At 38.5% G+C, this 14,808-nt stretch carries 10 protein-coding genes; 9 read left to right on the forward strand and 1 reads right to left on the reverse strand.

The window, feature by feature from the left end; genetic code table 11:
• Positions 1-23: 23 nt before the first annotated feature.
• The 8 genes from prwr041_RS03580 (at position 24) to prwr041_RS03615 (ending at position 8,658) form a co-directional block, all read left to right on the forward strand.
• Positions 24-2,768 carry a TonB-dependent receptor gene (locus prwr041_RS03580; RefSeq protein WP_207155000.1) on the forward strand — a complete coding sequence of 915 codons (2,745 nt, stop codon included), beginning with the start codon at positions 24-26 and terminating at the stop codon, positions 2,766-2,768.
• A gap of 17 nt (positions 2,769-2,785) precedes the next feature.
• A complete protein-coding gene (locus prwr041_RS03585; RefSeq protein WP_207155001.1) occupies positions 2,786-4,330 on the forward strand; it encodes a hypothetical protein in 1,545 nt (514 codons plus the stop codon).
• Positions 4,331-4,684: 354 nt separating this feature from the next.
• Positions 4,685-4,912, forward strand: a complete 228-nt coding sequence (locus prwr041_RS03590) for a hypothetical protein (RefSeq protein WP_207155002.1) — start codon at positions 4,685-4,687, stop codon at positions 4,910-4,912.
• Positions 4,881-5,735, forward strand: coding sequence for a sensor histidine kinase (locus prwr041_RS03595; RefSeq protein WP_237072299.1), 855 nt, complete (start codon positions 4,881-4,883; stop codon positions 5,733-5,735). The genes prwr041_RS03590 and prwr041_RS03595 overlap by 32 nt, the downstream gene beginning before the upstream one ends.
• A gap of 28 nt (positions 5,736-5,763) precedes the next feature.
• Positions 5,764-6,504, forward strand: a complete 741-nt coding sequence (locus prwr041_RS03600) for a LytR/AlgR family response regulator transcription factor (protein ID WP_207155003.1) — start codon at positions 5,764-5,766, stop codon at positions 6,502-6,504.
• A gap of 78 nt (positions 6,505-6,582) precedes the next feature.
• Complete coding sequence (ilvA, locus tag prwr041_RS03605; protein ID WP_207155569.1) at positions 6,583-7,797, forward strand: threonine ammonia-lyase; 1,215 nt, start codon at positions 6,583-6,585, stop codon at positions 7,795-7,797.
• Positions 7,798-7,805: 8 nt separating this feature from the next.
• Positions 7,806-8,180 (forward strand): RidA family protein, encoded by a 375-nt coding sequence (locus prwr041_RS03610; RefSeq protein WP_207155004.1) that lies wholly within the window; start codon positions 7,806-7,808, stop codon positions 8,178-8,180.
• A 184-nt stretch (positions 8,181-8,364) separates the two neighbouring features.
• Positions 8,365-8,658, forward strand: a complete 294-nt coding sequence (locus prwr041_RS03615; RefSeq protein WP_207155005.1) for a hypothetical protein — start codon at positions 8,365-8,367, stop codon at positions 8,656-8,658.
• 48 nt (positions 8,659-8,706) lie between these two features.
• Here prwr041_RS03615 and prwr041_RS03620 read toward each other — a convergent pair whose 3' ends face one another.
• A complete protein-coding gene (locus tag prwr041_RS03620; protein WP_207155006.1) occupies positions 8,707-11,526 on the reverse strand; it encodes a helix-turn-helix and ligand-binding sensor domain-containing protein in 2,820 nt (939 codons plus the stop codon).
• A 253-nt stretch (positions 11,527-11,779) separates the two neighbouring features.
• Between prwr041_RS03620 and prwr041_RS03625 the strand changes: the two genes are divergently transcribed.
• The gene (locus prwr041_RS03625; protein ID WP_207155007.1) at positions 11,780-14,803 is read left to right on the forward strand and encodes a SusC/RagA family TonB-linked outer membrane protein; all 3,024 of its coding nucleotides are present in this window, start codon (positions 11,780-11,782) and stop codon (positions 14,801-14,803) included.
• Positions 14,804-14,808 lie beyond the last annotated feature (5 nt).

Below are 14,808 nucleotides of genomic sequence, written 5' to 3' on the forward strand. Positions count from 1 at the left end.
AAAAAGACAAACTAAAGATTAACATGAAAAGATTTAAAAGGGAAACAGTAGCACTGCTACTAATGATGATTACAAATTTCGGATTTGCACAGCGCATTAACGGAAACGTTGTTGACAAAAAAACGGGAGAGCCACTTATCGGAGCAACTGTCCAAGTAGAGGGTTGTGACATTGCAGCGGTAACTGACGCAAGCGGAAAATTCAGTTTATCAGGACTGAAAAACGACGGAGCATACAATCTTATTATAAAGTATATATCGTATCAGACTAGAAAAATTGACGGCGTGCAATCTTCTTCAAATGAGCAGGATAACACGATAAGTGTGGCTTTAAAAGAAGACGAGCAACAACTGGGCGAAGTTACCATTACAGCGGTTGAGCGTAAAAATACAGAGGTGGCAATGGTACAACTAGCCAAAAACAGTTCCGTCATAGTGAGCAACATATCGGCACAAGAAATACAGAGAACACAAGATTCAAATGCGGGAGAGGTAATACGACGCGTGCCAGGAGTAAGCCTCATCGAAGACAAGTTTGTCATGGTGAGAGGGCTCTCGCAAAGATACAACAACGTATGGATTAATGGAGGAGCTGTTCCTAGCAGTGAAGCTGACGCAAGAGCTTTCTCTTTCGATATAATTCCAAGTTCACAAATTGATAACCTTACTATTATAAAAACACCTTCTTCGGATTATCCAGCTGATTACACAGGAGGATTTATTCTTGTAAACACAAAGGAAATTCCAGAGGAGAACTCTTTCAACATATCAGTAGGAGGTAATTGGAACAGTAGCTCAGCTTTCAGAAATTTCTATTCAGCTAAACATTCAGCAACAGACTTTTTGGGGTTTGACAATGGAATGCGCTCTATGAATAAGATGAATAATAACTGGAATGTAAAGCGCTCTACTCCTATTGGTGATATGAAACTCGCAATGGGATACAACCATAAATGGAACATACGTGGAAATAAGGTTGGACTCATTGCAGCAGCAAACTATAGCAGTGAGCAACAGACCCACGAGAATATGGAAAATAATCTCTTTGGTGTGTATGATGTAGCTAACGACAGAAGCAATTATCTTCGCAAGTCAACCGACAATCAATATTCCACCAATGTAAGACTTGGCGCAATGCTCAACATTACCTTTCTTAGTGCAGGAGGTAACAACAAATATCAGTTTAAAAACATTTTCAATCAAATCGGTAACTCCAGATATACATGGCGTGATGGCGTAAGCGCACAAGCCAATTTGGAACGTTCTGCAGAATATTACTACAGAAGCCGAACAACATACAACGGTCAGTTTACGGGTAAGCATACCTTTAGCAGCGATGCACTTGACTGGAGCATTGGCTATGCGTATGCTAACCGTAATCTTCCTGACCGCCGTAGATATTTAACAGATGATGCTTTGGAAAGTGGTGTATATGCATTGTCAACAGGTAACGACATTTCACGAGAATGGACACGCCTTGACGAACATATATTATCGGCAAGCATCAACGACGCACATAAATTTAAATTTAATTCATGGCAACCCGTATTAAAGTTTGGTGCTTATGGTGAATATCGTACCAGAAAATATACCACACATGAATTCATATACAACTGGAATGCCGACAATAATACTCTGCCGACTAACTTCAGACACATGGACATTCCTACACTCTTGAGCGACGGCAGCAATTATGGTGACAATAAACTCAACTTGCTTGAGCTAGTAAGAATGCGCAATAACTACAGCGGACACAACTCTCTCGCCGCAGGATACCTAGCTGCTTCACTTCCCTTTGGCAAACTGGATATCAATGCCGGTGTCCGCTATGAATATAATCAGATGGAGCTTATTTCAAACACGAAGGACACAGAAGAAAGCCATTCAAGCAGATTCTACCGTAACAGTGACCTCTTCCCTTCTGTAAACTCTACCTACAAGATAGATGACAGTCAACAACTAAGACTAAGTTACGGACGAAGCATAAACAGACCAGAATTCCGCGAAGTGTCTTCATCGGTTTACTATGATTTCGACTTGGCATCAAGCATACAGGGAAACACTGAGCTTAAAAACTGCCATGTAGATAATCTTGATTTGAGATATGAATTATATCCGTCACGCGGAGAAATGATCACACTAGCATTATTCTACAAGCATTTCGATTCGCCTATAGAATGGACATACACTGTGGCTGGTGGAACAGACCTTATCTATTCTTTTAAGAATGCTCTTTCTGCCAACAACTATGGTATTGAACTTGACATTCGCAAAGATCTCTCATTCATAGGTCTGCCTAATTTCAGTTGGTCGTTCAACGGTTCATTAATAAAGAGTAGAGTAAACTTCGAGAAAGGGTCGAAAGAGGAAAATAGACCCATGCAAGGTCAATCTCCTTACCTTATAAATACCGGACTTTTTTACAGCAACCATCGTCACGGTTTTGACATGGCATTACTCTACAACCGCATAGGAAAAAGAATAATCGGTGTAGGCAGAAGCGAAGGTTCTGCAGGAAGCGAAGACAACGCAAGAATACCTGATAGCTACGAAATGCCAAGAAATACAATTGACTTCACAGCTACAAAGCGCATAGGAAGTCATATTGAACTTAAACTGAGTTTCAGGGATATTCTCAACGAAAATGTAACATACAAACAGTTTGCCGACGTGACATATCCAAACGGCAATAAAAAAACGATAGAAGAAGTTACAAGAAAATATAAACCAGGACGAAATATAGGCTTAACAGCTATATATAAGTTTTAATCACAAAAAACATTAAGATGAAAAGTATGAAAATCTTAGGATGCATTGGCATCCTTGCAATGGCTGTTTCAATGACAGCATGCAGCAGCAGTAACGACAATGTAACAGACAATGGGACAAACACTGGAAACGGTACAGGCACAACATCATACGTCTGGACTACAGACGGAGGTTTGAAAGCTTGCGACCACATTCTGTTCAGCAAGGGAAAGGAAGATGCGAATGGAATTGAAATTGGAAACGGAGATCAGGAATTCGTTTTTACTGGCAAACAGACTTTAAAGAAAGGCACTTATGTGCTTAATGGATGGGTATATATTGGCAATGGGGCACAACTTACAATCGAACCTGGAACAATAATAAAAGGTGACAAGGATTCAAAGGCTGCGCTAATAGTAGAACGTGGCGGAAAACTTATAGCCAAGGGTACAGCAGATGCACCGATAATATTTACCTCAGAACAAGCTAAGGGTAGCAGAAAACCTGGTGACTGGGGAGGTATTATACTTTGCGGAAAAGCCAAAAATAATCAGAATGAAATGCAGATTGAAGGCGGTCCACGTACTAAGCATGGCGGTAATGACGATACCGACAATTCAGGAATCCTGAGTTATGTTCGTATTGAGTTTGCTGGTTACCCATTCCAGAAGGATAAGGAGATTAATGGTCTTACTTTCGGTTCTGTAGGAAATGGCACACAAATAGACCATGTGCAGGTAAGCTATAGCAATGACGACTCTTTTGAATGGTTTGGCGGAAACGTAAACTGCAAATATCTTATTGCATACAAAGGTTGGGATGATGATTTTGATACCGACAATGGATTTTCTGGTAACGTTCAGTTTGGTCTCGCCATCCGTGACTCAAAGATTGCAGATACATCACAGAGCAACGGATTTGAAAGCGACAACTGTGCAGACGGTTCAGCTGTTAGTCCATACACTACTGCAACATTCTCTAACATAACATTTGTAGGTCCGAAGCTAGACAACAACTTTGTCAATACTCCTGATTATATCACCGGCGGAAGTTATAATCCTAACAATGGTTCTGCACTTGGAAAATTTCAGGCAGCAATGCATCTAAGACGCAACTCTAGACTGAACTGCATAAATTCTATAGCAATCGGTTGGCCTATTGGATTAATTCTTGATAACCAGAAGGGTGATACACAAGGTGCAGCTACAGCAGGAAACATGAAACTTCAAAACATCTACTTTGCAGGAATGGATGCTGTAGGAACAGATGCCAACAAGATTTATGACGATGTATTAGTTACAGGATATGATGCAGACTCAAAGCCTATCATGGATAGCAGCAAAAAGTCATTCTCTAGCACATTCTTCCTTGCACAAAACGGGAACAAGTATTTTGACAAATGGACTGATCTATTATTAAACAATAGTTATATTCCACAAGCAAAAAGTCCTGTACTTAGTGGGGCATCATTCACAGGCATAGGCTCTTGGTTTACTCAAGTATCATACCTCGGTGCACTGAACGCTGGTGATACTTGGACATCAGGCTGGACAAACTTTGATCCACAAAACACAGACTATTAAATAGGACAGTTATATAATTCAACATCTGAGGTGCATCACTACAATAAGTGATGCACCTCTTTTTGTGTTCCCATTTGCTGAAAAAAATGCGGTGTTGGCTGATTTTATTTTTAAAAGAATACTATATATGTTTATATTTGCAGAAAGCAATTGCTAATAAGCACAAAAGAACATGCAATTTTTAAATAAACATTACGTTATAAAAACAATGAAAATGAAGTTATCCACTTACAAGGAAAATCTAATATATCTAGCTTTATGGTTGATATTATTTATCGCTCCCGCATCAAGTATGTATATGCGGGTGCAAAATAACTCAGCCATGACTATGGACTGGTCGGAAATTTTTCATATATGGAATTTGTATACTGCATACCTTATAATATTCCTTATACACAATTTCATCTTGGCGCCATTGTTGATATACAAGAAAAACAAACTCATTTATTTTCTCACCACAATATGCCTCATCACGATTTTTATCATCTTCCAATGTTCACTGAGACCAAGAAATTTCAGAAAGAAAATGGAAATGCACAGAATAGAATTCATGACAAGAGACTTGCAGATGCATGGATATAAAGTTGAAAAACCACCACATGAATTTAACAGAGCTGATAACGGACCTGAAAAAATAAACATGCGACCGGATATGAAAGACAGACGTCCAGATATGCCTATGTTTATTGGAGAAAAGAATATAGTGTCATCAGTCATACTGGTATTAATCATCGGTATGAACCTTGGAGTGAAACTGTATTTCAAGAATGACAAAGACTCCAAAGAAATGCAGCAACTGGAGAAACAAAACCTTCAGCAACAACTGGAATACCTGAAATATCAGATAAACCCGCATTTCTTTATGAACACGCTTAACAACATTCATGCACTTGTAGACATAGATCCAGAGAAAGCAAAGACTACTATTGTTGAACTGTCGAAGATGATGCGCTACATACTGTATGAAGGTAATAAACCGCTTATCCCTATCGTGCGTGAGATACAGTTTATTAAAAACTATATTACGTTAATGAAACTCAGATACACCGACAAGGTAAAGATTTCACTTAACATACAGGAGCCAATAAACGACAGCGAAATACCTCCACTGATGTTGATCACATTCATAGAAAATGCTTTCAAACATGGTGTAAGTTATAAACAAGACAGTTTTATAATTATCAACATAAGTTTCATCGACAAACGCCTATACTTTATTTGCAGCAATAGCAAAAAGCCAGAAGACAATGCCGAGAAGGAAGAAACAGGATTACCTAAACAGGGTGGCGTAGGACTAGCCAACGTAAAACGAAGGTTGGAACTTATCTATGGCGACAAATTTACATTGGATATTGATGACGACACCGATACATACAATGTGAAGTTGGACTTGCCTATCGCATAACAGTATATAAACAAACAACTCAAAATATATGATTAAATGTATAGCTATTGACGACGAGCCACTTGCATTGCAGCAACTCGTTACATATATCAGCAAGATTCCGTTTCTGTCTATTGTCGGTCAATGCCAAGGAGCGATTGAGGCGAAACAGATCATGGAGAACGAAGTTGTAGATGCTATATTCTGTGACATCAACATGCCAGACATCAATGGTATGGACTTCGTGAAGAGTCTTGCATCTCCTCCAATAATAGTCTTCACGACAGCTTACAGTGAATATGCCGTAGAAGGGTATAAGGTTGACGCAGTTGACTATCTACTGAAACCATTTGGACTTGACGAGTTCCAACGTGCGGCGAATAAAGTTAAGCGCGTTTATGAACAGATTAACGGCAGCGATCCGTCTTCAGTTCAAAGTGTATCTGATGGATCAGAAGATGCCTCTACCCTATTCTTTAAGACAGAGCACAGAATAGTCAAAGTTGACATCGCCGATATAGTATATGTTGAGGGCATGAGTGAATATATGAAGATACATCTAATCTCTCAGCCTAAGCCACTTATCGTTTTGCTAAGTATGAAAAAGCTTGAAGAACGCCTGCCAGCAAACTTTATGCGCATTCATCGTTCATATATTATAAACCTAGATAAAATTATTGAAGTAAACAAGAATCGTGTCATTATTGACAAAGATGCGTATCTACCAATAGGTGATTTATATAGGGATACTTTTAATAATTATTTAAACACACGTTTTTTGGGAAAATAAACTGATTCGTTTTAGCGATATACAAAAAAATCATTGTAACTTTGCAATGAGTATTGCTAACATAAAACGATGAAAAAGATGCTGCAGTTAGACAATTTTTATAAAGCACGCTATGTCTTGAACAATGTAATTCGCAAGACAGAATTAGTGCATACCAAAAAGATTAACCCGGATGTAGATGTTTATCTCAAACCGGAATGCCTGCAAAAGACAGGCTCGTTTAAAATTCGTGGAGCTTATTACAAGATTTCACAGCTGTCTGAAGAGGAAAAGGCGAAGGGCGTTGTTGCCTGTTCTGCTGGAAACCATGCTCAGGGTGTGGCACTTGGTGCTACGGCTATGGGAGTGAAAAGTCTTATCTGCCTGCCAGAAGGAGCTCCTATAAGTAAGGTAGAAGCTACACGACGGCTAGGTGCAGACGTTTGTCTTGTACCAGGAGTTTATGATGACGCATATCAAAAGGCACTGCAGCTACACGACGAAAAAGGTTATACTTTCGTACATCCTTTTGATGATGAGAATGTAATCGCCGGTCAGGGCACTATCGGACTTGAACTCATGGAACAGTTACCTAGCCTTGATGCCGTTGTTGTTCCTGTTGGTGGTGGAGGACTTATCTCAGGAGTGGCATTTGCCATAAAGAGCCTCAACCCAAAGATTAAGGTTTATGGTGTTCAGGCAGAAGGTGCACCAAGCATGCAGAAAAGTCTCTGCGACAAAAAAAGAGAATGTCTCTCGTCTGTATCTACTGTTGCTGATGGTATTGCAGTAAAAGAACCTGGCGAACTTACTTTTGAAACTTGTTCAAAATATGTTGATGAAATTGTTACTGTCAGCGAAGACGAGATTTGTGCAGCAATATTGAAACTAATTGAATCAGAGAAGATGGTTGCTGAGGGTGCTGGTGCCGCAAGTGTTGCCGCAGTCATGTTCAATAAGGTTCCTGTTAAGGGTAAAAAGACCGTTTGTATTGTGAGCGGAGGAAACATCGACGTTACAATTCTCAACAGAGTTATCAACAGAGGTCTCGCCAAAAGCGGTCGTCTGTGTACTCTTGATATGCAACTTGATGACCAACCTGGTAAATTAGTAGAGGTTTGTACAGTTATAGCAAACAATGGTGCAAACATCACAAGTGTACATCATGACAGAACAGGAAACCGTAATAAGGTGAACGCATGTATATTACGCGTAACGATGGAGACAAAGAATCAGGAGCATATTGATGAAATTCGCAAGGCTCTTGAGGAAAAAGGAATAACAATAACGAATAATTCAAATCTAAAAGTATAATATTAATTATGAAAGCTATTCACACAAACAATGCGCCTGCAGCTATAGGTCCTTATAGCCAGGCTATCGAGGTTAACGGTTTTGTCTTCGCTTCAGGTCAGATTCCAATAGATCCAGCAACAGGCGACTTCGTTGAAGGTGGTATAAAGGAACAGACAAAGCAGGCATTGACGAATGCAAGTAACATTCTAAAGGAAGCCGGAACTGATTTGGGCCATGTTGTAAAAACAACTGTCTACATGGCAGATATGGGTGACTTCGCTGCTATGAACGAGATCTACGCTCAATTCTTCAATGAGCCTTATCCTGCTCGCTCAGCCGTTGCAGTTAAAGCTCTGCCAAAGGGTGCACTCGTAGAAGTTGAAGTATTGGCTGCAAAATAAAGAAAAAAGCTCTGGAATATATGTTCCGGAGCTTCTTTATCTTCTTTTTATCAAGATAAATAAACTCTTCAAATGCCGATTATATAATTAGATTAGCTATGCGCAACATCTTAATTATATTCTTAGACAGAATAATATTTGTATGTTAATAATTACATCTGCATCAGCATATTAATTATAACAAATGGCTATCAAGAAGAAATACAAATGCATTAAGTGCGGATATGAAGCTGACATTTACGAAGGTGTAGGCTTTATGGGACAGCATATTGTCACCATGTCTTGTCCGGACTGTCACACCCTGCAACCTCTTGTTGTGGGAGGTGCTATAGGAGATGCAGCTCCATCATTCCAATCAGAGGCTGGACGTCTATGCCTGAATTGCGGAAGCGACAGAATTTATAAATGGAATGGGAAGACTTGTCCGCAATGTGGCGCAACCATGACCGATTCCCAACAAAATGAGTTTTGGACTTGATTGCGTTTTAACTCCCCCACCAGAAAAAGTTTTTTCTAATGCCACTAATTACTCAAATTCAATTAGAAAATCTGTTAGGGACTTGTCTGCCGCAATATCCATTTTTTTGCGTAGACGATACCTTGCACCTTCTACACCACGTATTGTAAGATTAGTGAATCTGGCAATATCCTTCGTATTGAGATTCAGACGGAGAAGAGCACAAAACCTTAAATCAGACGGAGTTAGATTTGGATATTTTTTGTGTAGATTACGGAAGAAATTCTTGTGTATAAGATCAAAATTATTTTGGAATACAGACCAGAACTGATCCGTATCATTGTTGTCTATCATGCTAAGCATTCTATCTATGTCTCTTCTGCTTAATGAACCCGTTCGTTCCTTTTCACGTAATGCATCCTTTATCGCTTCCACAGAGTTCTTCCTTGCTACATTAGCCAGAGCCAGACTGGCCATCTCTTTCCCTTTCACCTCTATCTCGTTTTCAAGCAACAACTTTTGCTGTTGAGCTATAATTTGTTCTTGCTCCAATACTTTCAGACTCTTGCGCATAAGTTCATCATTGGCTTTTTCTTGATTTATATGTATCAGTTTGTTTGAACGCCAGTTAATGTATATGTGAATAATAATATAAAGTAATATAGCGTAGAATATAAAAGCAACCCAAGATAATAGTAAAGGTCTGTTATGACTGAACCTATATACCGTTTGCCCCAATACCTTACCTGATACAGAACAAACAGTTGCTGTAAACTTGTAATCACCATAGTTTAAACTGTTGTAAACCACATTTGGTGATTCCGACTGTGAGTTTATATTCGTTCCAGATCCTTCCAGTTTATATTTGAATATATACTTTTCATTATTATAATTTGGGTAAGATAGAGCAATCGAAATATTGTCGTTTGTTGATATGCTCTCCTCTTCATCATTGCAAGATAACAGATGCAATTTGTTGTCTGAATCATAATTACCAACCTTTGTTATTTTAAGTATATATTTAGTGTTGTTGATGTATCCGGAGTTGCTTCTGTAACAACCTATTCCATTATTCATAAAAAAGAACGCATCATTACCGTTAACGTAGATAGGATTACTACTAGTATTGCATTCTAGACCGAATATAGTACTTGGTATGAACACCTCTGTATCGTATCTGTGTCCATTGAAATGAACCTTCGAGTATCCATTTTCATCAGCAATCCAGAATGTGTTATTATCGATATTTATAGCCGAGATAACACCTTTTTTACAAATGTTATCTAGTTCATGATATTCGATTATTCGCTTTTGAATATCATCATAAGTATATAGTTTATATCCATCAGAGAATATTACACGACCTCTAATATTCAGAACGTGCATCTTAACCGAATATACAGTCCCCGGCATAGATTTATAGTAGTGCCAGTGGACTATTCTCTTTAGATCTTTAGACAATTCTATCTTAAAAAGTCCTTTGCTCATTTGTGCTGCCCATATCACACCGCTATTGTCTATTTCAAATTCACTTATAGGCATAGAAAATCCTGTTAAGGAATTTGAGAATATCCATTTACCACCAACTTTTCTGTATATTCTAAAGAAACTGTATGACGATTCTATGAGGGCTGTTTGTCCGTAATATGAGTATTCTCTTATACTAGTGCTTCCATTTATAGCCCCCGGCATCTTAACACTCTCGTTACCATTTATTACTCTAGTACCCAAGTTGTTTCCTGCAAATATATCATTACCGAATCTCGCTACATACCAATTTTGTCCATCAGTCTTTTTTACCTGATTTATTATTCCTTTTGCTATATCATACCTCCAAACAGAAAGATTAGTTCCGATATATGCATTATTGTTGACAATGCTCATTCCATAAACCATTCCTATAGGTTGGTTGAAATTGTCAGTACGTAATATTGTAAGAGGGATTCCCGTATGTATAAGTGATATACCTATATCCAGAGCCGCCCATATATTGTTTTCCCTGTCAATGAATAGTCGTAATACAGTATTATCATATAGGCGGTTTTCCATATTATAATGCCATTTACTACGTCCATTATTGTCTATAGCATATATTCCGTTTGATATCGTTCCTATTATGATTGTGGATTGTCCTAATATTACTCCTCGGTTTACTTGGTATTTCATCAGGTCATTATCAATCTTTGTTCTCCATTTTGTCAGTTTACCTTTCGAGAAAAGAAATATACCGTTATGTTCTGTTAAAAGCAATATCCTATTATTGCTATATGGCAATGCTGCTACGACATTATCATCTCCATAAGATTTCCTATCCAGAAGATGTACAAACTTATTATTACGAAGCAAATAGAAATCCCCATTAATCATTTGTACATATATCTCCTTATTTAGCGAGAAAAAGTAAAGAGGCATATTCTTTGAATCGAAATGAGATGTTATTTTACCTTTGTAATAGTCGAACCAAGAGCAGAACGATTGGAAATACACGTGCCCGTTTGGCGTTTTAATGATGTTCCATATCTCATCGTTATGCGCCTTATAGTTTTTCGGCCATAGCGAAGTATACACATATTGTCCATATAAGTTTTGTTCGAAATATCCGAAATCAGTATACGCCCCGGCGTATATTCTTTTCCCGTCGGCCATTACCGATCTTACAACACCGTTTCCCGGCATAGGAGTTAGAGTCCAGTTGTATCCGTCAAACGAGAGTAGTCCTTTATTATTACCAAAGAACATTCTTCCATATACATCTTGCGTGCACGACCAGTTTTGCAAATCCCCATTATATTTGGATGGTGCAAAGTTTGTAACGATAGGCATTAGTTCAGATGCGTATGAGTTGACAGGTATTATTATCAGTAATATTACAAAATAGTATTTCTTCAAATTTAAAAGCATAACATGGTATAATAGTTAATGAATTGCAAATATACATTTTTATTATCATTCAACAAAAAAATATTTCTAAAAATATTATTTTTGTTATCTGCTGATAATTAATTAGTTACAGACTAAAACGTACTAAAATCGTAGTAACATTATATGGTATCGTAGTCGTAGCGTATTTTATTTTTTGCTATTAAAGGATAATATTACTTCTTTTGTAACGTGAAACAATTATTAACCTAAATACATTGATATGAAAAAAAAGTTTTATTTATTACTCATCTCATTTTTTATTATTCAACTGAGTTTTGCTCAGAACAATACAATAAAAGGAACTGTAGTCGACAAGGTGGATCAGCCTATTGTTGGAGCTACAGTAATGGTTGATGGTACAAGTCACGGATCCGTGACAGATATGAATGGTGAGTTCACAATTAAAGATGTATCATCAGGTGCAACAGTAAGTTTTTCATTTGTTGGAATGAAAACTAAAAAGGTTAAGGCATCGTCAGATATGAAAGTAACATTAGAGGACGATATGCAAAATCTTGAAGATGTTGTTGTTATTGGTTACGGAGCTGCAAAAGCAAAAGATTTAACATCACCTATTACAGTCGTTAAATCAGCAGATATCAGTTCTGTTCCTTCTACATCACCAATGACTGCGATACAAGGCAAGGTTGCTGGTGTAAATGTAATAAGCAGTGGAACTCCTGGTTCAGGGCCAACAGTCAGAATACGCGGAGCTGGTTCATTTGCCAACAGTTCACCTCTTTATGTCGTAGACGGTATGTTTTATGACGATATCAATTTTCTTAACAATGAGGATATTGAAGAAATGTCAATATTAAAAGATGCCTCTGCTGCAGCTATTTATGGTGTAAGAGCAGCCAACGGAGTTGTTATTGTTACCACAAAAAAAGGAAAGAAGAACCAGCCAGCAAAGATTACCTATGATGGATATGTAGGTTTCCAGAAAGCTACCAATGTTCTTAAGATGGCAAATTCTCAGCAGTACGCAACAATGCTTCTTGAGGCAAACAACGATGCTTATTCTCCAATCATAAAATCATCAATAGATAAATATGGTGGTAGCTATTCCGGTTCAGATTTTCACAATTGGACTTTTGGCAGTGATACAGACTGGTATAAAGAATTGCTTCGTACAGCTATTATCAGCAACCACAGCCTTGGTATCACAGGCGGTAGTGAGAAAACCACTTATTCTCTAGGTATGAGTTACCTCTATCAAGACGGAGTTATGGATGTAAAAAACAATTACAAACGTCTCAACTTCCGTGCTGCTCTCGATTATGATGCCACATCATGGTTGAAGGTAGGCTTTAGTAGTGTAGTTAGCATTTCCAATCAGATATTGCCAAACAACAGCGCATGGCAGCAGGCTTTTAATGCTCCGAGCATTTATCCTGTATACGATGCTAATAACACAAGTTCATTCCCTAACAAGTATGCCTCTCCATCAAGTGTTGGTTTTACTTCCAATTTCTACAATCCTGTAGCTACAGCTAATTACTTTAACTCAAAGAACGATTCTCATCAGTATCTTACAAGTCTTTATGCACAGATTAATCTGATACCTGAGAAACTTAACGTAAAGACAAGTGTAAACTATAATTATCAGAACATTAACGGAAAGGTTTTCACACCTACATATTACGTTAGCAGCTGGCAGCAGAATACAACAACTAGTCTGACTAAGAGCACCACAAGCTATGACAACTATATATGGGATAATATCATGACCTATCGCGACAGTTATGGTCAGCACAACTTTGGTGCAATGTTAGGTATGTCAATGCGACAGGAGAAGTATCGCTTCTTAAGTGGAACAGCTGTTAACGTGCCTGAGGGTAAAGAAGAATACCAATATCTCAGTCAGGGAAATTCAACAGGTATCACTCTTTCTGATAATGGATCAACATATCGCGGTCTGTCATATTTCGCACGTTTGAACTACGATTATGCCGGAAAGTATTACCTCATGTTCACAATGCGTGCCGACGGTTCATCTAAGTATCAGGACAAATGGGGCTATTTCCCATCTGTAGGTGCATCATGGGTCGTAACCGAAGAGCCGTTTATGAAGAATCAGAGCGCAATAGAATATCTTAAGTTACGTGCCAGCTGGGGACGTCTTGGTAACGACCACGTTGCTGCAAGTGATGGATTCGCAAGCATAGCAACAGGTAACGGTTCATCAGGCGTATTTGGTAACACCACACTGCCCGGATATCAAAACACATCATATTTTAGTTGGCTACAGTGGGAAGTTGTAGATGAAATCAACGCTGGTCTTAACTTCTCTACCCTTCAGGGCAGGTTAAATGTAGATGCAGATTATTTCCACCGCATGACCAAACATGCTGTCATATCTCCTAAAATAGCCTTCAGCAATCAAACACTTGCCGGCAATTATGGTAAGATTCTAAACGAAGGATTTGATCTTTCTGCTACATGGTCAGACCGTGTAGGCAAAGACTTCAAGTATCATGTTGGAACTAATATTTCAGTACTTAAAAACCGAGTTAAAGACCTTGGTGGACCAAGTATAATCAAAGGTGGCGAAACTGTAAATATAGTAGGTGAAGAAATGAACTCATTCTATGGATATAAGGTTATCGGCATTTATCAGACTGCAGCTGAGTGTGCAGCCGATCCTACAGCCGTAAAGAATGGTCTGCAGCTTGGTGATTTCAAGTATGAAGATAAAAATGGTGATGGTATTGTTGATGGCAACGACCGTCAGGCACTTGGCTCTTATATTCCTAAGTTCACTTACGGTATCAATGCAGGCTTCTCTTGGAAGAATCTTGATTTTGAAGTAAGCACATACGGTCAGTCAGGAGCAAAGATGTATAACCGCAAGCGCGCTCTACGTTATGCTCAGAGCAACTACAACTTTGATTACGATCAGTTTAAGAACCGTTGGACGGGCGAAGGCTCAACCAATAGTTATCCATCTGCTGCTGCACTTATCCGTAGTTGGAATATATCAGATCAGCGTGTTAACTCATTCTTTGTAGAAAGTGCAAATTATTTCCGCATCCAGAATGTTACGTTAGGTTATACATTCAAAAATATAAAGATGGGTAGTTACACACTTCCAAGTATACGCCTCAGTGCCACAGCCGACCGCCCGTTCACAACCTTCTCTGCTAATTCATTCACACCTGAGCTAAGTGATGCACAAGGTTGGGATACAGAGGTCTATCCTATAACTGCAACTTATACATTTGGTATTCAAATACAATTCTAACGCAT

It is taken from the genome of Prevotella herbatica, from assembly GCF_017347605.1.
Classification (GTDB): Bacteria; Bacteroidota; Bacteroidia; order Bacteroidales; family Bacteroidaceae; genus Prevotella; species Prevotella herbatica.